Genomic DNA, 24,768 nt, shown 5'->3' with positions numbered 1-24,768 from the left:
TTTTAGAGGGATTTAAATTGATATACTCCAGAGTCTGAGGTATTCCCTTCGCTATCCAACGTTTTTATACTCCAATAATATACTGTATCTGCCGCTACAGTAACATTCACATCCGTATCATTTGCAAATGGTGAAAATACTAGCGTTTCAGGCGGGTTATTGATAGAAAAATAAACTTCATAGCTTATAATATCATTGTCCACATCCGCACCGGACCAGTTTAATTCCACTTCGTTATTGGCACTCCTTAAAACTGAAGCCCCAGATTTAGGTGATATTATTTCTGCAGGAAAAGGGGCATAAGTGGTTTGAAATCCTGCATTATAAAAACGCCATATTTCGCTTGTCGCTGTTTCCGTTACATTGGTGTTTTTTGAGGAGATAAACCAGGAATATGGAGCTCCTTTTTCCAATGGCAACTTTATTGAAGTAGCACTGGTGCTCATATTCTGACTTACATTTGTGACTAAATTTGTCACCCTTATCTGGTATGTTTCTGTAAAATCTGACGCTTGCCATTGAAATTCTACTTCGCTGGTAGAACCGGATAGGCTTACGCCCGTGGTACATTCAGAATCCTTTAAAGGAAACACCAATATACTACTTTCAGGTGCTCTTGGGGCATCTTTTCCCCCACAGCCAAACAGGAACAGCAACAACATCAATAGGGTTAAATTTTTCATTTTTTAATTACTTTATAGGTTCCTTTGCTCTTCGCGCTATCATACGTTAAGATATAAATCCCAGTTGCTAGTCCGCTGAGATCAATTTGCATTTGCCTCCCTACTACCTCCTGGTCCACAGCTTGTACCAAGGTTCCATCCAAGCTATAAATCCTTACAGTGGCACGCTCCATTACTGCACCAAAAAACAAGGTGGCCCGATCTACTACCGGGTTGGGATATAAAACAGCATTAGCTGCCACAAACAACTCCTCCTCATACACTCCCTGACATGGAATATTGGTAAACACCTTAAGGATATTGGTTCCATTTTTCAGATCTAGGGTCACTTCCGATTTTGAAGTCTGTTGCACCACACCATTCAATTCAATGGAATAAAGCTCTGACCCTTCCAAATCCAAGGTTACCTGTGTCCCATCAGCAGATATTTTTGAATAGACACTAAGGGGATCTGGCTCTGCCACCACTACTTCAAAGCAATACTCTTCATAGGTTACAGTATCCGAAGCACCTACAATGCAAACTTGGAAAGTTCCCGCAGGCAACGTAGCCAAACCATACGTAGTTGTAAAATTATCCGCCTCATTTATTCCATTACCGACTATGGTTATAGCATAATCCAATGTCTGTTCAGCTGTAATATTTATGGCCCCGTCATTATTATTTCTACAGGATTCACTCTGTATTTCCACCAAGAAGTTGTCTTTGGGCAATCTATAGATAGCACATCCATTGACATCCACTTCCAGCCCTTTTGGTGTACCAAGGCAAAGATCGTCCCCATCATCAAAGACACCATCTTCATCGGCATCAGGCCTAAAGGCCCCTTCCACACAAATATCAAGCGAAAAGGCATTCAAGGACCCTCCGTCAGATGGCGCATTGTCCCTGATTTCCAAGGTCCATTCCCCTAACAAAGATTCTCCATTAAAAGAAGAAAGCGACCCCAATGGCCTCACTACTCCGCTAATTGCCGGATTGTTCATACAGGTGAAAGGCGATCCATCATCATCAAAAGTGGCGTTTATATTTCTTAGTGAACCACAAGAACTAGAGGTCAGAACTACTTTGGTTCCTGCCGGTGATATTAAACTAATGACCAGATCCTCCAAATAGGTATGGGTTATGTCCAAATTGATATTGACATCTGCTACAGGGAGGTCCTCAAAAAAACTTATTTTGGATGTCACTACCGGGGTTCCAACAGAAGTGATTGAAATTGGTAGACCATTGGCCTCAAAACTTTGACAATTGATCTGCTTGGTGGTAAAGCTGAATGCAGACCCAAAAGTACCTTCACCGCAACTATTTCGCGGCTTTACCCTCCAATAATAAGTGGTATCCTGCTGTAGGGCAGCGGGTATATAATTATTAAAAATAACAGTCTTCGTGTCCACTATATTTACAAAGGAAGCATCTGTTGCCACCTCTATGTCATAAGAATCATAGGCATCATCATTTTGCCAGGTCAATTGTGGTGCCAAACTCACGCCAACAAGTCCATCTGAAGGAGAGATTAAAGTTACATCTGGGAAAGTAGCATCATACACTTTTAAGAGGAGCTGCACTTGGCTCGATGTACCACCCGCAGACGACGCAATGACATCAATGGGATAAATACCTTCGGGGAGGCTTCCAGTATTGCTTAAGGTTAGGGTAGCGGTTGTATTATCAGCAGTCGCCGTACCAGGTGAAAAATTTGTGCCCAATACCCCAGGAACACCCGATGTATTAAATGTCACTTCCTCATTAAAACCTAAATAGGTCCTATAAGTAAATGGGATGACCCAGTCAAGGGGCTGACAAGTTTCGAACTCAAGTTGGCCAAATTCCAAAACAATTGGTGAAGCTTGTATGGTGAAATTGGAGCTGTTAACCGCAAAAAATATGTTGTCATGGGCTTTGACCATGATTCTGGCACTCACTGTAGCATTGCCGGGCAAAAGAATAGGATGTAGACCATCATTGGGCACATCGCTTGCCAAGACAATAGGAAATGTGAGTCCGCCATTGGTGGACAACAGTATATCCACTGTATTGGCATTAACAGGTGCTGTATTGGTATTGGCCACATCCCAAGTTACATCCTGTACGGACCCTGCGTCATAAACCTCATTTGAGGCCTGCGATGTCAGAATAAAAGGACCTGCATTATTGACCACTTCAACCTTTACAAGTTCGGCATTTACTTGTCCACCACCCACGGCATTATCTCTAACGGTTAATGCGAAGTTCATTTCCCTCGCTACGTCTGAAACCGTTTCCCAAGCCGAATTGATCGTTGGGTTCACCTGCTTAAGATTCCCTTGTATCACTCTGGATAATTTCGGAAAATATCGCTTAGGGTCTGTTGTTGGCTTTAAAGATCTAAAATTGGCCCCACTGGGATTCGTCGGACCAAAGGTCACATTGGTCACCACGCCATCATCTATTTGCTCCCAAGTATAGGTAAGGACATCGGCAACATCTGCATCCGATGCTGAGCCCGTGAGCACAAAAGCCGTGGATTTAGGAATCACATAGTCCCCGATGGGCGCTATGGTCGGAGTCGCATTTGTCAATGGAATAATTTCGGCACAACTGGTAGTCTTTAAATATTCTATGATCTGAAAAATACTGTAATAGTGGTAGTAGTCATCCCCATTGGAGGCAACATTGTTGGCTTCGGCAATTCCTGCATACCCCATAATGGTGGATCCACTCCCAGGTTCTGCCTGTACCCCCGTACCTTCAGATTCAAAGGACCAAGTGTGGTTCGCACCAAATTGATGCCCCAACTCATGGGCCACGAAATCAAGGTCGAATAAGTCTCCTTCAGGATTAACAGCTGAAGAATATCCACTTCCTTTTTTATTATTTTGGCACACAGACCCAATAAAACCGGCATTACCACTATTTGAATCTTTGTGGAACAGATGGCCGACATCATAATTGGCTTCACCTATATTTGTGGTCAAGGTATTCTGTACCTGATTGTTCAGATTGCCGTTATAGGGGTCTGTAGCTGCATCGGTATAGATTACCAAATCATTATTTGCTATCAGTTCCAGAGTTACTCCCAAATCGGTCTCCATCACCTCATTGATCCTCGTTACTGTAGCGTTTATTGCAGAGAGCGCATCTGCCTTAGTTCCCCCATGGTACACCGTATATTCCCCTGTAGCTGAAATGGCCAATCTATATTTTCGCAATTGTTGATCATCAACAAGCTTTTGAGTGAATCCCGAACCATTTTTTTCCAGAATAGCAGCAGTATTACAAATAAATTCGGCTTTGGAGGCAGCGTTCATTTCATTGGAATAAACCACATAGTCATTGCCATCTGTTGATGCCTTTTGCATAAAAGTGGTTTTGTTGCTACCACCATGCACAATCATACTCTGCACCCCTTTATGGGATACACTAAAACGGATCCTATCTTCTGGATGGGAAAGACCTTGGCCCACAAAAGATTTAATCTGTGGATATTTGGCGGCCAATTCTGGGGACATTATTGATTTTTCCACCACCTTAAAACCTTCCAACTCCCCTTTTTCATTAGGGAAATAAACAATTTTAGAGGGCATACCTCGCTTTTTAGCGGGAAGTTGCTTGTGAAATTCGGTCTCCCTCAAAGAAAACATTGCTGCTTTCTCCATATCCAATTGAGGTAGGGATTTTGCAGAAACTGGCGCTCTTGAAGCCTCCCTTTCCCAGTAGTTGGTCTGTGCCGAACCGTAAAAGGAAAGAAATAATATGGTAATTGAAAAAACAAGATGTAATTTTGTATTCATCAAGAGGGTCAGTTATAGTTTCAAAAATAAGCCTTTTTATTATTTTTTATTCGTGAATACAGTTCAAAGCATTTCCAAATACGACAAAAAACATCCTACGGCCATAACCATAGGCACTTTCGATGGAGTTCACATTGGTCACCGTAAGATACTGGAACGTCTCATAAATAATGCCAAATTATTGGATTTGAAATCTACGGTCCTTACTTTTTTCCCACATCCTAGGATGGTCTTGCAGCAACATGCCGATATAAAACTGTTGAACACCATAGAGGAAAAGACAATAATTTTAAAGGAAACTGGCCTTGACAATCTCATCATCCATCCCTTTACCAAAGAATTCTCCAGGCTCTCGGCCACAGAATTTGTTCAGGATATTTTAGTCGATGCCCTTGGTGCCAAAAAGATCATCATTGGATACGACCATCGCTTTGGAAGAAATAGAAATGCCAATATCACGGATTTGATCGAATTTGGCAAAACGATGGATTTTGATGTAGAGGAAATCCCTGCTCAAGAAATAGAAGACGTATCCGTGAGCTCCACAAAAATCAGGAATGCCCTTTTGGAGGGAGATATTGAAACGGCCAACACCTATTTAGGCTATCCTTATATGCTAACAGGGACTGTCTCCAAAGGTAAAGGGCTGGGAAGGCAAATTAATTTCCCTACCGCCAATCTCCATATTCCCGAAGAATATAAGCTGATTCCTAAAAAAGGGGTTTATGTGGTTAAGAGTACCATTGCTGGGCAAACCGTTTATGGCATGATGAACATAGGGTACAACCCAACTGTCTCGGGCACAGAAAAAAGTATTGAGATCCACTTTTTCGATTTTGAAAACGATTTGTACGACAAAAAATTACAGATTGATATCCTGGAGCGTATCCGGGATGAACATAAATTTGGTACTTTAGAGGAACTAAAGGCCCAGCTACAGATTGATAAACAAACGTCCCTGGCCATAATATCAAAATAGATGTGGGATAAATTTCTTTTCAAAAGAATAGACAATAGCCCCTTACTCATCTTCCGTATATTTTTTGGTATCCTAATTAGTTTGGAATGTTACGGAGCCATCATCACCGGATGGGTCAAAAGAACGCTGATAGATCCACAATTTACCTTTACTTTTATTGGATTTGAATGGCTGCAACCCTTACCCGGTATTGGTATGTACGTCTATTTCTTTGCCATGGGCACCTTGGGGATTTTTATCGCTTTGGGTTATAAGTACAGATTTAGCATCATCTCCTTTACCCTGTTGTGGACTGCCGTTTATCTAATGCAGAAGACATCTTACAACAATCATTACTATTTGTTGATTTTGATTTCCGCGATCATGATTTTTTTACCGGCTAATGCGGACTACGCCTTGGATGCTAAAAAAGACCCCGCCAAGCGCACCCAAACCATGGCAGCTTATGTGAAATGGATAATTATATTTCAGCTTTTTATCGTGTATACCTTTGCCGCCATCGCGAAAATGTACGGGGATTGGTTAGACTTTATTTTTATTAAGGTACTGATGGCTCCTAAAGCCGATTATGCTATAATCGGCGACCTGTTACAACAACATTGGGTTCACATTATTATTGGAAGCGCAGGTATTCTCTTCGATTTGTTGATTGTACCAGCCCTTCTTTGGAAACCAACGAGGAAAGTGGCCTTCGTTGCTGCCATTTTCTTTCATCTCTTCAATTCCATCGTTTTTCAGATCGGTATTTTCCCCTATCTGTCTATTGCTTTTATGGTCTTTTTCTTTGATCCCGAAACCATTAGGAGCATATTCTTTAAAAAAAGGATACCCCTTCAAACCGATGAAATTCAAATCCCCCAAAACAGGTTACTGCTCCTTTCAGCTATGGGGATTTATTTTCTGATACAATTGGCACTACCTATCCGCCACCATTTTATCAAGGACGATGTGCTTTGGACCGAAGAGGGCCATAGAATGAGCTGGAGAATGATGCTTAGGTCCCGAACAGGAACCATTAGTTTTAAAGTGGTCAACAAGGCAGACGGCAGCTTTAAATTTGCCAGCCTGGATGACTACCTATCTAGATCCCAACAGCGTAAAATTGCAGCTTATCCAGATTTTATTTGGCAATTTACCCAGCATTTAAAAAAAGAAGCTGCAGAAAACGGGAAGGAAGTTTCGGTATATATAACCTCTAGAGTTAGCATCAATGGCAAATCGCTGAGAACATTTATTGACCCCAAGGTAGATTTGGCTGCCGAACCTTGGCGCCATTTTTCCCATCATAGCTGGATTATGCCCTCTCAGAAGCAACTTTCAAACTAAAGGGGAGCTTATTTTAACCTTCATAAAACTTAAGCCTAAAACTCTTAAAGTAATTAAGAGTAATCCATTAAATTTGTGCCATCAAAATAAAAATCAATGTTACAGCTACAAGCTATACGTGAGAATACGGCCGGAATTGTTACCGCCCTTAAAAAGAGAAATATAGATGCGGCCCCGCTTTTAGAAAACATTATCCAATTGGATGAAAAGAGACGAGCCCTGCAAACCAAATTAGATAACACTCTGGCAGAGTCCAACAAACTGTCCAAAGAGATCGGGATGCTATTTAAAAGTGGTAAGGCACAAGAAGCCAATGCCCTTAAAGAACAGACCGCAACCTTAAAGGAGGACTCCAAACAATTTTCAGAGGATTTGACCACTACGGCAGAGGAGCTTCAGACGTTATTGTACCAAATACCAAATGTACCTCATGATTCGGTTCCTGCGGGCAGTTCGGAAGAGCACAACGAGGAAATCTTCAAGGAAGGGGATGTACCCGTATTGTCCTCTGAAGCTTTGCCCCATTGGGAGCTTGCAAAAAAATATGATATCATAGATTTTGAGCTTGGCGTTAAAATCGCCGGCGCAGGATTCCCTGTATACAAAGGTAAGGGAGCTCGACTCCAAAGAGCTTTGATCGCCTATTTCCTGGATAAAAATACCGAGGCGGGTTACACGGAAATACAGGTGCCCCATTTGGTAAATGAGGCTTCTGGATTTGGTACGGGTCAGTTACCAGATAAAGAGGGACAAATGTACCATGTGGGAGAGGATGATCTTTATTTGATCCCGACCGCAGAAGTACCGGTCACCAATATTTTTAGGGATGTAATATTAAATGAAAGTGAATTCCCAATCCGATATACCGGCTATACCCCTTGCTTTAGAAGGGAAGCTGGAAGTTATGGTGCCCATGTACGTGGCCTGAACCGCTTGCACCAATTTGACAAGGTGGAAATTGTAAGGGTAGAACATCCTAGCAAGTCCTATGAGGCTTTGGACGGGATGGTAGAACACGTGAAAAATATTTTAAGGGATCTGAAACTACCGTATAGGGTCTTACGACTTTGCGGAGGGGATTTAGGATTTACAGCTGCATTGACTTATGACTTTGAGGTATTTTCCACGGCACAGGACAGATGGTTGGAAATAAGTTCCGTTTCCAATTTTGAGACCTATCAGGCTAACCGATTGAAATTGCGATTTAAGGACGAAACTGGGAAAAGTCAGTTCGCACATACCCTTAACGGCAGCTCTTTGGCCCTTCCCCGCGTATTGGCAGGTATTTTGGAGAATTATCAGACCCCAGAAGGGATCATGATTCCGGAAGTACTACGTCCCTATACCGGTTTTGATAGGATAGATTAATATTAGAGATTCAAGTAAACAAAAGCCCAGACACTAGTTTGGGCTTTTGTTTTGGACTCCCTTAACACCATCTTTCCATATTCTATGGTATATTTGAATAAAAATCCAAAGTGCGACCGGTTCTACTAATAATTGTTCTTTTCTTCCTTCAGAACTCCTATTCCCAGGATGATTTCTTGGCGAAGCAATATTTCAATGATGGTAGTTTTGAAAAGGCGCTGATCTATTATCAAAAACTGGTAGATAAAAATCCGAGACGTCCAGATTTCCTGGAAGGGCTTATTGCCTCCTATCAGCAATTGGAACGCTACGAAGAGGCTGAGAAATACTTGCTTCAAAGCATCCAAAATGGCAACACCTACCCTACCCTCCTCATTGAACTTGGCCATAATTATGACTTACAAGGCCTTACTGAACTAGCCTCGAAACAATATGAAAGAGCCTTGGAACGCATTGACGAAAACCCCAATTTTGGGTATGTTATCGGTTCCAAATTCCAACAGTATGTTTTATTGGACTTTGCTTTAAAAGCATTTACAAAAGCCATGGCCCTAAATCCAAAATTGGACTATAACTTTCAAATGGCCCGGATTTACGGCGAGCAGGGCGATATTGAAAAAATGTACGGATCCTACTTAACCTTAATCAGCAATGGAAGTACCAGTAAAAGCAATATCCTAAGAAACATTGATGATTTTATTTCTACGGATCCTTCCAATGAAAACAATATAAAACTTAAACGAATTCTCCTTCAGAATGCCCAAAAAAATCCAGATATCCTTTGGAACGAACTTTTAAGCTGGCTATTCGTGCGGCAAAAACAGTACAATAGTGCCTTTAATCAGGAAAAAGCTATTTATAAGAGAGACCCTGGAGGCACTTTACAACGTCTAGCGAGTCTTGGGACCCTAGCCATGGAAGACCAAGCCTTGGAGGATGCCAAAACCATATTTGAATATATCGTAGGCAATGGGTACGAGGGCAGTATTAAATTAAACGCGGAGCTGAGTCTTATAGAAATAGACCTCGTGGATGCTGATGATAAAAAGTTGGAGGTAATCGATAAAAATTTCCAAATATTGATGGACGCCTACGGTTATAATGCTCAGTCACTTCAATTGCAGATAGCCTATGCCAATTTCCTTACATTTAAATTGGACCAGCCCGATAGTGCCATTGTAATTCTCAAAAAATGTCTGGATCTCCCGTTGAACAAATATGGGACAGCCTATATAAAAATGGCCTTAGGGGACATCTTGGTCTATAATCAAAAGTTCAATGAAGCGTTGATAAATTTCTCACAAGTCCAGAAGGACCTTAAAAATGACGTGCTTGCCCAAGATGCCCGTTTTAAGGTGGCACAGACCAGTTTTTACAAGGGCGATTTTGATTGGGCCCTTACCCAATTAAAGGTTTTGCGCAGTTCCACTTCCCAGCTTATTGCCAATGATGCCATGCAACTTAGCCTTCTGATATCAGACAATTCCCTAGAAGATTCTACCCAAACGGCACTAAAAAAATACGCCAAAGCCGATCTCTTGGCCTATCAAAAAAAAACCAAGGATGCCATTACGGAATTGAACGACATTCTTGAAAACCATAAAGGCGAAAAAATTGAGGACGAAGCCCTTTTCAAGCAGGGGCAATTACTGGAGGGACTCAAAGATTATGAAGCGGCCAAATTCAATTACCAAAAAATTATCACCTTCTATAGTAACGGCATTTTGGCCGACGACGCCTATTTTGCCCTTGCCGAATTATATAAAAATGAACTCCATGATCCTGAGAAGGCCAAGGAGCATTACGAAAAGATCATTTATGATTACCAGGACAGTTATTACTTTCCGCTGGCACGGAAAAATTATAGAATACTGCGCGGTGATGCCATAAACTAACTCTAAAAATAAAAGTATGTATATTTATAATGTTACCACCAATATTGAAGACTCCGTACACGACCAGTGGCTATCCTGGATGCAAAAAACGCATATCCCTGAAATGTTGGCCACAGGAAAATTTACCCAGGCAAAAATGTGCAGGGTATTGGTAGAAGAGCAAATGGGAGGCTCCACCTATTCCGTTCAATATACTACGGACAGCAAGAATACCTTGACAAAATATTACACCGAAGATGCCCCTGTAATGCGCCAAAAATCATTAAAACTTTTTGCCGACAAAATGGTGGCTTTTCGCACAGAGCTTGAAATTATAGGTGAATTTTAGGCATTACCGCTCTTGAAAGATACTATCCTACTTTTTACGTACGGCACCTTACAGGAGGTCGACATTCAATTGGCGCTATTTGGAAGGAAGCTATCCGGTGAGCTTGATAGCTTGATTGGATACCGATTGTCCGACAAAAAAATAATGGGCAGATGATAAGGTCATACATGAAACTGGCGCCCACGAAGACCGCTTGAATGGCGTCTGTTACACCTTGGCATCTCAAGAACTTTTAGAGACGGACACCTACGAAGGGGAAGCCTACAAGAGAATATTGGTTACCTTAGCATCCGGCAAAAAGGCCTGGGTTTATGTGGAAAATTCCATTTAATTACGAATCAAATCAGTTCCATGTCCAAAAAAAAAGGAAAAAAGTACAGTCCTAACTTTACCAACCATAAAAAGGATTCCCACAAGGACAAGGGTCCTGTTAAAGCGAAGAAACACCTAGGGCAACACTTTCTTAAGGATGAAAAGATAGCCCAGGATATTGCTGATACCCTTTCGTTCGAAGGGTATACAAATGTGATTGAAATAGGTCCCGGCACTGGGGTACTTACCAAGTATTTACTTCAGAAAGATATTGATCTGGTGGCCATGGACCTCGATGAGGAATCCATCATCTACCTCAATCATAGTTTCCCCTTGGAACACAACAAGGTGATGCAACGAAAACGCAGTTTTAAAGTATTGGAGGCCGATTTCCTCAAGTATGATCTCACCACTATATTTGGTGATGAGCAATTCGCCATTACTGGTAATTTCCCTTACAACATTTCCACCCAAATTGTCTTTAAAATGCTGGAAATGAAGGAACAGATCCCCGAATTCTCTGGAATGTTCCAGAAAGAGGTGGCCCAACGAATCTGTGAAAAGGAAGGGAGCAAGGCCTATGGTATTCTATCGGTCCTGGCACAGGCGTACTACGATGCAGAATATTTGTTTACCGTAAATCCAGAAGTATTCGATCCCCCACCAAAAGTACAATCGGGCGTACTTAGACTCACCCGAAAAAAGGATCTGACCTTGGATTGTGACGAAAAGCTTTTTTACAAAGTGGTAAAAACCGCATTCAACCAACGTAGAAAGACCCTTCGCAACAGTTTAAAAACCTTTGAGCTATCAGATATTCTAAAAGAAGATGCTATATTTGACAAAAGACCGGAACAGTTGGCTGTGACCGAATTTATTGCGTTGACAAAGAAGATAGAGCATGATACCATTTAAGCTAACCGATGACCTTATAGCTGAAATAGAACAGCTGATCGAAGACCAAAAGGATACTGAACTTTCATCCCTTTTGGAGGATATCCATTATGCGGATATTGCTGAGATCATCAACGAGCTTAATGATGATGAGGCTACCTACCTCATTAAATTGCTGGACAGTGATAAGACCTCAGATATTCTAACAGAATTGGATGAGGATATCCGTGAGGCAATTTTAGGAAATCTTTCTGCCAAGGAAATTGCCGAAGAGCTTGATGAACTGGATACGGATGATGCCGCGGATATTGTCGGGGAACTTCCCAAGGATATGGTCCAAAGGGTAATTTCCGAACTTGAGGACAAGGAACACGCCAAGGACATTGTAGACCTATTGCGCTATGATGAGAATTCTGCAGGGGGACTTATGGCCAAGGAATTGGTCAAGGTAAACGAAAATTGGAACGTCCTTACCTGTGTTAAGGAAATGCGGGCTCAGGCGGAAAATGTCACCAGGGTCCACTCCATTTACGTGGTAGACGATGAAGAAAAGCTAAAAGGCAGACTTTCCCTAAAAGATCTGTTGACTACCTCTACCAAGACCCATATTAAAGATATATATATTCCTAAGGTCGATTATGTAAACGTCAATGAGAAACCTGAAGAGGTTGCCAAGATCATGTCCAAATACGATTTGGAGGCAATTCCGGTAGTGGACGAAATAGGCCGACTCGTAGGAAGGATCACCATTGATGATATAGTGGATGTTATCAAGGAAGAGGCCGAGAAAGATTACCAAATGGCTGCAGGTATCTCCCAAGATGTGGAGGCAGATGACAGTATTTGGGAACTCACAAAAGCACGCCTGCCATGGTTGTTCATTGGTATGATGGGCGGTATAGGTGCAGCCAGTATCATCAACGTATTTCAGGGCGCTTTTGTAACATTCCCCATTTTATTGGCTTTTATTCCCCTAATGCAGGCAACAGCGGGTAATGTGGGGGTTCAATCCTCGGCTATCGTCGTTCAAGGTCTTGCCAACGATTCCATAAAAGGAGAAATTTGGGGACGTCTCTTAAAAGAATTGATCTTGGGCTTGGTCAACGGCCTGGCACTGGCATTTATATTTTTATTGATCAGTCATTTTGGGTTCAAAACCTCCTATATGGTATCTTTTACCGTGGGTATTGCGCTGGTCACAGTAATCGTAAATGCGGCATTGATCGGTACATTTGTACCCATATTCCTAAATAAAAGAGGGATAGACCCCGCTATTGCAACCGGACCGTTTATCACAACCAGCAACGACGTTTTGGGAATACTTATCTATTTTTCCATCGCCAAGGTACTTTTAAATTTTTAGGGCACTTCACCAACCATGTTGGTGCCGGGCTTTGCGCGCTACATGGTAGCTAGCTTCAATCCCTAGTGCGTTTATAGCCAACAGCAAGATATAGAACAAGCATGAAACCTATCAATCTACTAAAAAAACACGCAGAATTCACCAAACAATGGCATCCCCATCAGATTGCCATGGTAGATGATATGCAAGTGCTTTTAGCCAAATTACAAGGTGAGTTCGTTTGGCATGCGCATGAAAAGGAAGATGAACTGTTCCAAGTACTCAAAGGCACCTTGTACATGCAATTTAGAGATAGGACAGAAGTGGTCAGGGAAGGGGAAATAATTGTGGTCCCAAAAGGAGTGGAACACAACCCCATGACCAAAAACAACGAGGAGGTGCAAGTGCTTCTTTTTGAGAAAACATCCACCGCACATACCGGGAATGTAACACACGAAAAAACGCAAACAGATTATCCAAAGATTTAAAACAGAATATGAAAGTTCTCCATTTAGATAGCAACCACGAGATTTTGGCCCAAGGCTTAGAAGCATTAGGATACTCAAACGATACCGACTACACCTCCAGTAAAGAGGAGATAGAGGAAAAAATCAGTTCCTATGACGGCATAATCATCAGAAGCAGGTTCACCATTGATCAAGCCTTTTTGGATAAGGCCACCAACTTAAAATTTATAGGTCGTGTTGGTGCGGGCTTGGAAAATATAGATGTGGAGTATGCCAAACATAAGGATATATTTCTCGCCTCCGCCCCTGAGGGCAATAGGAACGCTGTTGGCGAACATACCTTGGGTATGCTTTTGGCACTTTTCAACAAATTAAATAAGGCCGATCGAGAAGTCCGAAAAGGCATTTGGGACCGGGAAGGGAATCGAGGTGTTGAATTGGACGGCAAAACTGTGGGCATCGTTGGCTATGGTAATATGGGGAAGGCTTTTGCCAAAAAACTCGCTGGCTTTGATGTGGAGGTGATCTGTTACGACATTCTAGGTGGCGTAGGTGACAAAAATGCCCGACAGGTGGGGATTATGGAACTGCGTCAACGTGCTGATATCATCAGTTTACACACGCCTCAAACACCATTGACCATGGGTATGATCAACTCGGAATTCATCAATGGATTCTATAAGCCTTTTTGGTTCTTGAATACGGCCAGGGGTAAAAGCGTTGTCACACAAGATTTGGTCGCTGCCCTAGAATCCGGAAAAATACTTGGAGCCGGTCTAGATGTCCTTGAATATGAGAAATCGTCCTTTGAACAACTCTTTACCAAGGATATGCCAACAGCCTTTGAATACCTTATCAAGGCCGAAAATGTTTTGTTAAGCCCCCATGTGGCGGGTTGGACAGTGGAAAGCAAGGAAAAATTGGCACAAACCATTGTAGATAAGATAAAAAAACAATTTGGCTAGACCCTTCCCTCGGTTTGGAAAATTTCGTGTAATTTTAATACGAACGAACCAAAACCAAGGATATGAAACTACAATTCAATAAAATAAACAAACTAAAAAGTGTTGGACTTTTAATCCTAATCTCATTTTGGCATCTCGGTACATTTGCACAAATTGCGATGCCTGCACCCAGCCCAACCTTTGAAATAAAAGGCCCGGTAGGCTTTTCTGAGGTGAAGGTGGTTTATTCCAGACCCAGTGCCAAAGGAAGACAAGTAGCGGGAAATCTTATTCCCTACAACGAGGTCTGGCGTACGGGTGCCAATGCTTCCACCAAAATAAGTTTCAGTGAAGATGTAAAACTCAATGGAAATGCTGTCCCTGCAGGGGAATATGCCTTATATACCATTTTTACAGAAGAAACAGCTACCATTATATTAAGCAAGAACCTGAGCTGGTGGGGAGCCTTGGGCTATGATCCCAAAGAAGACCAGCTCCGATTTCAAGTCCCTGTAAAACATCCCAGCAGCCACTACGAAACCTTTACCATAAGCTTTTCGGACTTCACCACAAATTCGGCGAACCTCAATCTGAAATGGGAACACACCAAAGCTATGTTCAGCATAGAATCGGATGTGGATGGCAAGGTCATGAAAGATATCAAAACCCAATTAATAGATGGAATCCCAGAAAATACAGTGAGCTACTTTTATGGAGCCTCCTATTACTACGATACGGACAGGAACCCAAAACTGGCCCTACAATGGATCAACAAGGCCATTGATGGAAGCGAGGAAGAACAGTATTGGGTATACCATGTGAAAGCCAAAATATTGGCAAAGATGGGCGACAAAAAAGGTGCCATTGAGACTGCTGAAAAATCTATGGAACTGGCGCGTATTGGACAAAATATGGATTACGTAAGGCTGAACGAAAAACTGATTCAGTCCCTAAAGTAGATCAACGTTTTTGACATAAAGGATATGGAATTACAGGAAATACAACAAAAACTGCACCTCCTCCTAAAATCATTTATACCTCCCCTTCGGGTGCGCAAGGAATCTGATGAAATATTTGAGGTATGCGGGACAAAACCGGTCATGCAAGGGAAACAAAAGGTTGAAGGTTTTTACTTTGCCAGTGTAGTGCCCAAACCCAAAGACATCCGCTTCTATTTCTTTCCAATTTATACACATCCCAAGAAATTTGAAATTCTTTCGCAGCCCATGCAAAAATGCCTTAAGGGAAAAAGTTGCTTTCACTTCAAAAAGATGGATGAGGCATTGATAAATGAATTAAGCAATATGGTAGCGCTAGGAGTACAATTATATAAAAAAGACAACCTAATCTAAATCAACACACATGAAAAAAAGAGTTACAGGCCTGGGAGGCTTTTTCTTTAAATCCAAAGATCCCGATAGCATCAAAAAATGGTACAACACCCATTTGGGGCTAAATACGGACCAATATGGATGTACCTTTTGGTGGAAGGATAAAGAAGGGAAAGATTGTTCTACCCAATGGAGTCCGATGAACGAGGATACCAAATATTACGAACCCAGCAAAAAGCAATTCATGATGAATTTTAGGGTAGAAAATCTAGTGGAGCTGTTGGAGGTCTTAAAAAAGGAAGGCGTCACTATTGTTGGCGAAATTGAAGAATATGAATATGGAAAGTTCGGGTGGATCCTAGACCCGGAAGGAAATAAATTGGAACTATGGGAACCTGTAGATAAAGCATTTCTTTGATAATGAAATAATTACTACATTTAGTAGACCAAAAAACCAACACTAACTAACCATGTCAGAAGAAAACAAAGATTTAGGGGATAAGGCCAAAGATTCCATGGAGGATGCCAAAAAGGCCGCAAAGAAAACAGGTGAAGCTGCTAAAAAGAAGGTGACAAAAGCAAAAAGCAAAACTACAAAGTCTACAGACTCCGCTAAAAAAACTACCAAGGCAACAGGAGCTAAAGCAGAAAAAAAGACTTCCAAGATAAAAGAAGAGGCAAAAGAAGCTTTTGATGATGCCAAAAAGAAGGCAGAGGATGTAAAAAAGGAAGCAAAGGAATCGGCAAAAGAATTTACGGAAGGAGCAAAAGAGACTTTTGAAGAAGCCAAAAAATCTGCTAAGGACTTTCAGCAGGATGCCAAAGGGAGTGCAAAAGAATTTAAGGAAGAGGCAAAAAAAACTGCCCATGAATTTTCCGAGGGCCTGAAGAGTGCCGGAGGGGAGAATAAAAAAATATTGGCTGGTATTCTTGCTATCGTTCTAGGAGGTTTCGGGGTCCATAAATTAGTCTTGGGATATACCAAAGAGGGTGTAATAATGTTGGCCATAACCATTGTAATTGGGGCTATAACTTGTGGTATCGGTGCTTCGTTAATGTGGATAGTTGGACTCATAGAGGGGGTTATTTACCTAACAAAGTCGGATGAAGATTTTTACAACACCTACCAAGCAGGCCGTAAACCCTGGTTTTAAAAGCAAAAAAAGTCGAGAAATCCCATCTCGACTTTTTTATTTAATTTTATTATCGTAATATTGCAATATATAAATACGTTATGGGAACAACCAAGACTCAGATATTCACTACGGCACAAAATGAGTTGGCCACTATTTTTAAAGTATTGTCCAACCCAGCACGTATTGCCATTATTCAATATATCAGTCAACAACAATCATGTATCTGTAATGATATTGTGGAAGAGATTGGCCTGGCCCAACCCACCATTTCCCAGCATCTTAAAGAACTGAAGAGCATCGGTCTTTTGAAAGGGGAAATAGAGGGAAAAACGGTATGCTACTGCATCGATTTAAACAAATGGAATGAAATCCAATCACAACTAAACAGTTTTTTTAATACTACGCAGGCTAACTGCTGTTAATCCTTAAGCTTATGAAAACTTCAGAATTTCTTTCCCTTCTTAGGGAACATCCCAACAAGAGCCTTGTATTTGAATATCAACCAGGCAAGAACGTTGGAGCCAATTATCACATCACCGAAATAAAGAATATCACTATAGATTCTGTGGATTGCGGTGCCGGAACAGACTATTGGAAAGAAACCATCATACAACTCTGGGAGAGTCCGACCGAAAAGGACAAGACGGAGTATATGTCGGCTTACAAAGCCATGGGCATTCTATCTAAGGTAGACCGTATAAAGCCAATGGTAAAAGACGCGGAGGTGAAGTTTGAGTATAGCAATGTTCAATTCCATACCGCCCAATTGTTCGTCAATGACCATTCCGTCCAAGCGGATACGCTGTTCCTACATTTGGGGGTAGAAAAGACCGACTGTAAGGCAAAAGAAACCTGTGGCGTACCAGAAGTATCGGCGCAAGAAAATACTGCCAATTCCTGTGCTCCAGGAAGCGGTTGCTGCTAATCAAAATACTATGGAGATCAGAAAAATGATCCCTTCAGATTGGCCGGATGTAGCCTCTATCTATGCCGAGGGAATGGCCACGGGGTACGCTACCTTTGAAACAGAGGTACCCACTTATGAACATTGGGACAGAAATCATTTGACCATTTGTAGGTTGGTTGCTACTCATGACCTGGAAATAGTGGGTTGGGCAGCCCTTTCCCCTGTATCGGGCCGATGTGTATACGGTGGTGTGGCAGAAGTAAGTGTTTATGTAGGCTCTAAAAGTAGGGGGCTTGGGGTTGGCAAATTATTACTTAACCACCTCATCCTTGAAAGCGAAGCAGCGGGATATTGGACCCTGCAATCGGGCATATTCCCAGACAATAAAGGAAGTATTGTTCTTCACGAGAAACTGGGATTTAGGAAAATAGGTCACAGGGAAAGGGTAGCGCAATTACATGGGATTTGGAAAGACAACGTACTATTTGAACGCCGAAGCAATAAGGTTGGCATCTAAAAAAGAAAAGCCCAAGTAGTTGTACTTGGGCTTTTCTTTTTTCTATTTTTTATATAGCTCAATCCAAGGAGATATCATCATTTTGTTGGGACTCTGCCAATTTCCGTTCCAATTCGGCTTGAAACTCTTCCATAACAGGTTTTACGGTACTCTCCGGCAGATCGGCAATCTTTATATACATTAACCCGTCCACAGAATTGTTGAACAAGGGATCTACGTTAAAGGCAATCACCTTGGCATTCTGTTTGATGTATTTTTTTATTAGCACCGGCAAGCGCAATGCTCCTGGTTCAACCTCATCAATCAGTCGGTCGAATTTATTTAAATCTGCCTGGGTTTCATCAAAAACAAATTCCTTATCGGCATCATTCAGTTTCACCTTAAATTCCTTTTTAGGCCTAATATATTGGGCCACGTAAGGATCCCAATAATTAGATTTCATAAACTCTATCATCAGGGATTTGGAGAAATTAGAAAATTGGTTGCTAATACTCACTCCCCCTATAAGGTATTTGTGTTCTGGATAACGCAAGGTAGTATGCACAATACCCTTCCACAACAAGAACAAGGGCATTGGTTTTTGTTGGTATTCCTTCACAATATAGGCTCGACCCATTTCAATGGACTGCCGCATCATCTCATAAAGTTCAGGTTCTAAACGGAACAGATCCTGCAAATAAAACCCATTGATCCCGTACTTTTCAAATATTTCAGATCCCATTCCCATTCTATAGGCCCCGACTATCGCCTTTTCTTCATCGTCCCATAAAAATAGGTGGTGGTAATATTCATCAAAACTATCCAGGTCAATAGATTTATTCGTCCCTTCCCCTATGGCCCTAAAAGTCACTTCCCTTTGTCTTCCTATCTCTTGCAAAATAAAGGGCATATCCTTGGCAGTTGCCAGAAATACCTCGTAATTCTTGCTCTGCAACAACCTACAGTCCTTTTCCCTTAGCCGTTCTATTTCCTCTTGTATGACCTCGGTACGCACAGCGGTGGCAATCTTTTTCGGAGCCTTTGGAATCTTCAGTGTGGTAGGTACTTTATCCAATAGACTCTCCCTTTCATAAGCATTGGAAAGGATATAGGTCTTTCTTCTCAAAAGATCTGTAAATTCTTCAAGGCTTTCTTGTTCGTTTTGGGTTGCAACGGAGATGGGGTGCCCTATCCTTACCTTAATCACCCTATTTCTTTGAGTTGTTACCTCCGACGGTAGTTTTGCAGTTCTAAAAATGTCACTGATTTTGGACAGGTGATAGAACATCCTACTGTTTTTGGCATGAAAATATATGGGTACTACTGGCACTCCGGCTTTTCTTATGAGTTTCAAGGCAGCCTCTTCCCACGGTTTATCCACTATTAACTTGCCATCCCTATACGTAGAGACTTCCCCTGCCGGAAATATCCCCAAGGGGTGCCCATCCCGTAAATGGCCCATTGCACTTTTAAATCCGGCAATACTGCTTTTGGCATCTTTGTGATTTTCAAAAGGATTGACCGGCATAATATAAGGCGCCATTGGCTCAATACGGTACAATAAAAAATTAGCGATAATCTTAAAATCCTCACGGTGCTGCAACAATAATTTTAATAATAGCACCCCATCAATACCCCCTAAAGGATGGTTGCTGATGGTAATATAAGCCCCATCCTTTGGTAGACGTTTATAATCTTCCTCGGGTATTTCAAATTTGATCTGATAATGTTCCAGAATGGCATCCAGAAAAGCGGTGCCCTCTAAATGTTTGTGATCTTGATAAAATTCATTGATGCTAGATAATCTGGTGACTTTCATTAGGAACCATCCCATAAAAGTCCCTAAAACGCCATATTTATCAATACGAATAGCTTTCGCTACCTCCTTTGCGGTTACAAGGCCCATAGTTTATTTAAAAATTGGTCACTGTAAATATAGGGAAAAGCAAGCTGAAACACCTTACCAAATCCTCGACCCAACCTTCAATCCCATTATTTTACTACCAATTGAACTGTCTCTTTTCCCCTTTGTTCCAACAAGATTTCCTTCCCATTTTGAAGGGATAAAATAGATTCTGCATCAAAATGTCTAATGGTATACAAGGATACTCCTTCGTGATAGACGACCTTGAACCTACTTTTTAGTAAATCCAATAGATCCTGTAACCTTCCAAACTTGTTGTCCACACAGACAGAAAAGCTAATAGCGGAGTTTTGTATCAGGTCCACCTTCATTCTATGGTCGTGCAAAAGTTTAAAAAGCTCACTGATACTGTCCTCCACGATAAAGGAAAAATCCAAGGATGATAATTTCATCAACACCTGATTTTTCTTGACGATAAAACAAGGGACCTCTGGCTCTATACCAATACCTTTCCCTACCGTTGTTCCTGGGTCCTTGGGATTCAAAAAGGATTTAACCTTTAAGGGGATTTCCTTTCTCTGCAAAGGCTGTAAAGTCTTGGGATGAATAACCGACGCTCCGTAAAAAGCGAGTTCTATGGCCTCCCTATAGGAAATGTTGTTCAATAATCGTGCATTTTCAAAATATCTTGGATCTGCATTGAGCACTCCAGGAACATCCTTCCAAATGGTAACCTCTGTAGCATTTATGCAATACGCCAAGATAGCCGCCGTATAATCGGATCCTTCCCTCCCCAACGTGGTAGTAAAATTGTTTTCATCACTTCCCAAAAACCCCTGGGTAATGTTTAGCCTCGATCTATCAATACCCTCGGTAACCCTTTTCTGGGTCCCTTCCCAGTTTACAGTGGCATCTCTATAATTATCATCGGTTTTAATAAAATCTCTAACGTCCAACCAATTGTTGGTAATCCCCACCTCATTGAAATAGGCACTCACGATGGTACTGGATACTATTTCTCCATACCCAACAACTTGATCATAGACGAAGCTGTATTTTGGGGATTTGTTCCACGCCAAAAATCCCTGAACCTCTTCAAAAAGTGCTTTTACTTTTCCATAAATAGGGTGTTTGTCGTTTTCAAACAGATCCATTATAATATCATTGTGGTACTTTACCACTTCATGAATTGCTGATGACAAAGCAGCCTTATCCTTAAAATAGGCATTGACCACGTCTTCCATGGCATTGGTACTCTTCCCCATTGCCGATATAACCAGCAAGGTGTTTTCATGCCCTACCTCTTTTAGGACATTAACTACATTTTTTACGCCATCTGCATCCTTAACCGATGCTCCTCCAAATTTGAAAACTCTCATACCTTATCTTTTCAACTTTAATATCCAGTTACTGACCTATTTTATATTATTTATATAATTCCGTATTCCCTGCTCATCCAAATGTACCACATCCCAATCTCGCTTCACATCTGCCCCTTTGGCTTCGTAAAAATTAATGGCAGGCTCATTCCAATCCAGAACCTCCCAGTTGATACGTTTTACACCTAACTGATGACCGTAAGCAACAACCTCGTTCAAAAGAGCAGTACCAAGACCACTACCCCTCATTTTCTCGGTCACAATAAGATCCTCTAAATGTACGGTTGGGCCCTTCCAAGTAGAATACCTCGGATAAACCAAAGCCATTCCCTCAATCTTCCCATTGGATTCTGCTACAAAACAATGGAACAGCTTTTTCTCACCAAAACCATCCCTGATCAAATCTTCCACTGTTACCTCTACGGCATTGTCCTCTTTTTCGAATTTCGCCAACTCATTAATAAGTTGCAAAACCCTACCCATATCATCTGCTTTCGCATTCCTTATTTTGAAGTCTCCCATAATTGTTACAAATAAAACACAAAGTTATAAATTTAAAAAACTAAACCTTGGCGAAATCGTTGTAGTTTCACAAAATGTTCGATATTTGTACCCAAATAACACAACCTTTTTACATGGACAAAAAGAATAAGACTCTTGGGGAGTTTATTATAGAGCACCAAACGGCCTTTCAGTATTCATCTGGAGAACTTTCCAAGCTTATTAATGCTATACGACTTGCCGCCAAAGTGGTAAACCATGAGGTGAACAAAGCCGGTTTAGTAGATATTTTAGGAGCAGCAGGTGACACCAATATCCAAGGTGAGAATCAACAAAAATTGGACGTCTTAGCCAATGAAAAGTTTATTCAGGCCCTAAAAAATAGGGAGATTGTTTGTGGAATAGCCTCTGAGGAAGAGGACGACTTTATCAGCGTCAATAGCAATGACAAACAGAATCAAAATAAATATGTAGTTCTTATAGATCCCTTGGACGGTTCTTCAAATATAGATGTGAACGTATCGGTGGGAACAATTTTTTCTATCTATCGTAGGATTACACCAGTGGGGACTCCTGTAACGATAGAAGATTTTTTACAACCTGGAAAAAACCAGGTAGCGGCAGGGTACATTGTTTACGGAACATCCACTATGCTCGTATATACAACGGGTAATGGCGTAAACGGATTTACGCTAAACCCCGCTATTGGGACCTTTTATTTGTCGCACCCCAACATGGAGTTTCCTGAAACCGGGAAGATCTATTCCGTTAATGAAGGAAACTACATCCATTTTCCACAAGGGGTAAAAGATTACATCAAATATTGTCAAAAAGAGGAGGATGACCGGCCTTATACTTCCAGATATATTGGTTCCCTTGTATCGGATTTTCATAGAAACATGATCAAAGGTGGAATTTATATGTATCCGAAAAGCAGCGTGGCACAAAATGGAAAATTGCGTTTGCTCTACGAATGCAACCCCATGGCCTATCTGGCAGAGCAGGCCAACGGTAAGGCCAGTGATGGGTATAGGCGGATTATGGAAATTGAACCCTCAGAATTACACGAACGGGTGCCGTTTTTCTGTGGAAGCCGTAAAATGGTAGAGAAAGCAGAAGAGTTTATGGCATTAAAACCATAAAAAAGGGGGCATTTGCCCCCTTTTATATTATACTTCCTGTTCTACTTTTTAAGTAGATAAACATAGTCTTCATATGATATTTTACCTTGGAAGATATCAATTGATCTCACAATTATTTTGTTGGCGGTTTCGGTGTTAAACCCAAGACCGATGGCATATTTTTTGATTAAGGCAAGTTCATCTTCATCGATCATATGATCCACAAAAATCATCCTAAAAAGGTCAAACAATCGCTCCAAACGCCTTTCGGAAGAGGTGGGAGGGTCAATAGGATATATGGTAGGCTTATTCATGACCTCCTTATATTCCAACTCGGTTACATCCAATTTTTGGGCAAAACGGTTCAATAGCTCTATTTCTTCTGGGTTAATCTCCCCATCTACCGCTGCCAATGAGGCAATTGCGGCAAAATGAGCTAGATTCTTCCTGTGCTCGCTATTATCATATAAATCTACAAAAGACATACTTTACTTATTTTGGTAAGAACAAAGATATATTTTTTAAAAATCATCGGTTTAAAAATGGCACAATTATTTTAACAAATCCCAGTTAAAATCCCTTTTCAACCCACTTGTGTAACTTGGGAACCACTTGCCCAAAAACGAGAAGAAGAAACAAAAGAAATTCGTAACTTTCCGTTGCTATGAATAAACCTCTTCTACAATTTACGGGTAAGGGTATCTATTGCAGTGCCGCCAAGGTATACCTTGATCCTTGGAAGCCTGTGGACCGTGCCATTATTTCTCATGGACATGCAGATCACAGTAGGTACGGCCACAAAAAATACATTACACACCACCATAATGTCCCTATCATTAAGCACCGGCTGGGGGATATTACCGTTACCGGAAAAGAGTGGGGAGAAACCTTCCTAATCAATAATGTCAAATTTAGCCTACATCCCGCAGGGCATATCATCGGGTCTTCACAAATTCGGGTAGAACACCAAGGGGAAGTTTGGGTCTTTACTGGTGACTATAAAACTGAGGATGACGGGATCTCCACTCCATATGAAGTGGTAAAATGCCATACTTTCATTACCGAATGCACATTTGGACTTCCTGCTTTTAAATGGACACCTCAGCAAGAAGTATTCAAGGACATCAACAATTGGTGGGCATCAAATAGGGACGACGGAAAAACCTCAGTACTTTTTGGGTACAGTCTTGGAAAGGCACAACGACTCTTAAAATATTTAGATACGGATATAGGCAAGATCTATACACACGGCGCAATAGAAAACATGACTGAGGTTCTAAGGCCATTGGTCCATTTCCCTCCCACTACTCTTATAACCAAGGACACCAAAAAAGACGAGCTGTCCGGAAATATGGTTTTGGCCCCACCTAGCGCGCATGGAAGCCCATGGATCAGAAAAATGGTGCCTTTTGTCACTGGCTCTGCAAGTGGCTGGATGGCATTTAGAGGGGCGCGAAGAAGAAGGACCATGGATAGGGGTTTTGTGCTAAGTGATCATTGCGATTTTCAGCAATTATTGGATAGCATAAAGTCCACCGGGGCTGAAAAAATCATATGCACCCATGGCTATACAGATTTATTTGCTAGATATTTAAGAGAGTTGGGGTATGATGCGCGTACAGAACAAACCCAATATGAAGGGGAATTGTCAGAGCTTAATTCACAAGAGACAGAAGAAGGAAACCTGAAACTACTCACGGAAAGATAACAACCTCAGACAGG

At 41.4% G+C, this 24,768-nt stretch carries 25 protein-coding genes; 19 read left to right on the top strand and 6 right to left on the bottom strand.

Annotation, left to right across the window (positions count from 1 at the left end; translation table 11 throughout):
* Positions 1 to 2: 2 nt before the first annotated feature.
* Positions 3 to 683: a hypothetical protein gene (locus tag ABXZ32_RS09135; protein WP_354618371.1), complete on the bottom strand. Its 681-nt coding sequence runs from the start codon at positions 681 to 683 to the stop codon at positions 3 to 5.
* Positions 680 to 4,456: a reprolysin-like metallopeptidase gene (locus ABXZ32_RS09130; RefSeq protein WP_354618370.1), complete on the bottom strand. Its 3,777-nt coding sequence runs from the start codon at positions 4,454 to 4,456 to the stop codon at positions 680 to 682. Before ABXZ32_RS09130 ends, ABXZ32_RS09135 begins: the two co-directional genes overlap by 4 nt.
* 52 nt (positions 4,457 to 4,508) lie before the next feature.
* Between ABXZ32_RS09130 and ABXZ32_RS09125 the strand changes: the two genes are divergently transcribed.
* From ABXZ32_RS09125 to ABXZ32_RS09045, 17 genes are all read left to right on the top strand, one after another.
* A complete protein-coding gene (locus ABXZ32_RS09125) occupies positions 4,509 to 5,435 on the top strand; it encodes a bifunctional riboflavin kinase/FAD synthetase (protein ID WP_354618369.1) in 927 nt (308 codons plus the stop codon).
* Positions 5,436 to 6,761: an HTTM domain-containing protein gene (locus tag ABXZ32_RS09120; RefSeq protein WP_354618368.1), complete on the top strand. Its 1,326-nt coding sequence runs from the start codon at positions 5,436 to 5,438 to the stop codon at positions 6,759 to 6,761.
* Positions 6,762 to 6,857: 96 nt separating this feature from the next.
* On the top strand, positions 6,858 to 8,129 hold the full coding sequence (serS, locus tag ABXZ32_RS09115) for a serine--tRNA ligase (RefSeq protein ID WP_354618367.1): 1,272 nt from the start codon (positions 6,858 to 6,860) through the stop codon (positions 8,127 to 8,129).
* 110 nt (positions 8,130 to 8,239) lie between these two features.
* Positions 8,240 to 10,024 carry a tetratricopeptide repeat protein gene (locus tag ABXZ32_RS09110; RefSeq protein WP_354618366.1) on the top strand — a complete coding sequence of 595 codons (1,785 nt, stop codon included), beginning with the start codon at positions 8,240 to 8,242 and terminating at the stop codon, positions 10,022 to 10,024.
* A gap of 16 nt (positions 10,025 to 10,040) precedes the next feature.
* Positions 10,041 to 10,352, top strand: a complete 312-nt coding sequence (locus tag ABXZ32_RS09105) for a DUF4286 family protein (RefSeq protein ID WP_354618365.1) — start codon at positions 10,041 to 10,043, stop codon at positions 10,350 to 10,352.
* A gap of 193 nt (positions 10,353 to 10,545) precedes the next feature.
* The gene (locus ABXZ32_RS09100) at positions 10,546 to 10,683 is read left to right on the top strand and encodes a hypothetical protein (protein WP_354618364.1); all 138 of its coding nucleotides are present in this window, start codon (positions 10,546 to 10,548) and stop codon (positions 10,681 to 10,683) included.
* 20 nt (positions 10,684 to 10,703) lie between these two features.
* Positions 10,704 to 11,579, top strand: coding sequence for a 16S rRNA (adenine(1518)-N(6)/adenine(1519)-N(6))-dimethyltransferase RsmA (gene rsmA / locus ABXZ32_RS09095; protein WP_354618363.1), 876 nt, complete (start codon positions 10,704 to 10,706; stop codon positions 11,577 to 11,579).
* The gene (gene mgtE / locus ABXZ32_RS09090; RefSeq protein WP_354618362.1) at positions 11,566 to 12,921 is read left to right on the top strand and encodes a magnesium transporter; all 1,356 of its coding nucleotides are present in this window, start codon (positions 11,566 to 11,568) and stop codon (positions 12,919 to 12,921) included. Before rsmA ends, mgtE begins: the two co-directional genes overlap by 14 nt.
* 101 nt (positions 12,922 to 13,022) lie before the next feature.
* Positions 13,023 to 13,388 (top strand): cupin domain-containing protein, encoded by a 366-nt coding sequence (locus ABXZ32_RS09085; RefSeq protein WP_354618361.1) that lies wholly within the window; start codon positions 13,023 to 13,025, stop codon positions 13,386 to 13,388.
* An 8-nt stretch (positions 13,389 to 13,396) separates the two neighbouring features.
* Entirely contained in the window at positions 13,397 to 14,332 is a 936-nt protein-coding gene (locus ABXZ32_RS09080) for a 2-hydroxyacid dehydrogenase (protein WP_354618360.1), read from the top strand.
* 62 nt (positions 14,333 to 14,394) lie between these two features.
* Positions 14,395 to 15,270: a DUF2911 domain-containing protein gene (locus ABXZ32_RS09075; RefSeq protein ID WP_354618359.1), complete on the top strand. Its 876-nt coding sequence runs from the start codon at positions 14,395 to 14,397 to the stop codon at positions 15,268 to 15,270.
* A gap of 24 nt (positions 15,271 to 15,294) precedes the next feature.
* The gene (locus tag ABXZ32_RS09070; protein ID WP_354618358.1) at positions 15,295 to 15,663 is read left to right on the top strand and encodes a hypothetical protein; all 369 of its coding nucleotides are present in this window, start codon (positions 15,295 to 15,297) and stop codon (positions 15,661 to 15,663) included.
* 10 nt (positions 15,664 to 15,673) lie between these two features.
* Positions 15,674 to 16,060 (top strand): VOC family protein, encoded by a 387-nt coding sequence (locus tag ABXZ32_RS09065; RefSeq protein ID WP_354618357.1) that lies wholly within the window; start codon positions 15,674 to 15,676, stop codon positions 16,058 to 16,060.
* A gap of 52 nt (positions 16,061 to 16,112) precedes the next feature.
* Positions 16,113 to 16,796, top strand: coding sequence for a TM2 domain-containing protein (locus ABXZ32_RS09060; RefSeq protein WP_354618356.1), 684 nt, complete (start codon positions 16,113 to 16,115; stop codon positions 16,794 to 16,796).
* An 80-nt stretch (positions 16,797 to 16,876) separates the two neighbouring features.
* Entirely contained in the window at positions 16,877 to 17,200 is a 324-nt protein-coding gene (locus tag ABXZ32_RS09055) for an ArsR/SmtB family transcription factor (protein ID WP_354618355.1), read from the top strand.
* An 11-nt stretch (positions 17,201 to 17,211) separates the two neighbouring features.
* A complete protein-coding gene (locus ABXZ32_RS09050) occupies positions 17,212 to 17,703 on the top strand; it encodes a DUF6428 family protein (protein WP_354618354.1) in 492 nt (163 codons plus the stop codon).
* Between the two features lie 10 nt (positions 17,704 to 17,713).
* Complete coding sequence (locus ABXZ32_RS09045) at positions 17,714 to 18,202, top strand: GNAT family N-acetyltransferase (protein WP_354618353.1); 489 nt, start codon at positions 17,714 to 17,716, stop codon at positions 18,200 to 18,202.
* A gap of 58 nt (positions 18,203 to 18,260) precedes the next feature.
* On the opposite strand, the gene ABXZ32_RS09040 is transcribed toward ABXZ32_RS09045, so the two are convergent.
* The 3 genes from ABXZ32_RS09040 to ABXZ32_RS09030 all read right to left on the bottom strand — a co-directional run bounded on the left by ABXZ32_RS09040 (position 18,261) and on the right by ABXZ32_RS09030 (position 21,946).
* Positions 18,261 to 20,087 (bottom strand): GNAT family N-acyltransferase, encoded by a 1,827-nt coding sequence (locus ABXZ32_RS09040; RefSeq protein WP_354618352.1) that lies wholly within the window; start codon positions 20,085 to 20,087, stop codon positions 18,261 to 18,263.
* Positions 20,088 to 20,173: 86 nt separating this feature from the next.
* Positions 20,174 to 21,424, bottom strand: coding sequence for an aspartate kinase (locus ABXZ32_RS09035; RefSeq protein ID WP_354618351.1), 1,251 nt, complete (start codon positions 21,422 to 21,424; stop codon positions 20,174 to 20,176).
* A 36-nt stretch (positions 21,425 to 21,460) separates the two neighbouring features.
* The gene (locus ABXZ32_RS09030) at positions 21,461 to 21,946 is read right to left on the bottom strand and encodes a GNAT family N-acetyltransferase (RefSeq protein ID WP_354618350.1); all 486 of its coding nucleotides are present in this window, start codon (positions 21,944 to 21,946) and stop codon (positions 21,461 to 21,463) included.
* A gap of 113 nt (positions 21,947 to 22,059) precedes the next feature.
* Here ABXZ32_RS09030 and fbp point away from each other — a divergent pair, with 113 nt between their 5' ends.
* Positions 22,060 to 23,067 carry a class 1 fructose-bisphosphatase gene (gene fbp, locus ABXZ32_RS09025; RefSeq protein WP_354618349.1) on the top strand — a complete coding sequence of 336 codons (1,008 nt, stop codon included), beginning with the start codon at positions 22,060 to 22,062 and terminating at the stop codon, positions 23,065 to 23,067.
* Between the two features lie 41 nt (positions 23,068 to 23,108).
* Here the strand turns inward: fbp and ABXZ32_RS09020 are convergent, their stop codons facing one another.
* Positions 23,109 to 23,531, bottom strand: a complete 423-nt coding sequence (locus ABXZ32_RS09020; protein ID WP_354618348.1) for a tellurite resistance TerB family protein — start codon at positions 23,529 to 23,531, stop codon at positions 23,109 to 23,111.
* 179 nt (positions 23,532 to 23,710) lie between these two features.
* Here ABXZ32_RS09020 and ABXZ32_RS09015 point away from each other — a divergent pair, with 179 nt between their 5' ends.
* Positions 23,711 to 24,754: a ligase-associated DNA damage response exonuclease gene (locus ABXZ32_RS09015; RefSeq protein ID WP_354618347.1), complete on the top strand. Its 1,044-nt coding sequence runs from the start codon at positions 23,711 to 23,713 to the stop codon at positions 24,752 to 24,754.
* The last annotated feature ends 14 nt before the right edge of the window (positions 24,755 to 24,768 follow it).

The organism is Sediminicola luteus (assembly GCF_040566555.1).
Classification (GTDB): domain Bacteria; phylum Bacteroidota; class Bacteroidia; order Flavobacteriales; family Flavobacteriaceae; genus Sediminicola.
This window is presented reverse-complemented; position numbering and strand designations above follow the sequence as displayed.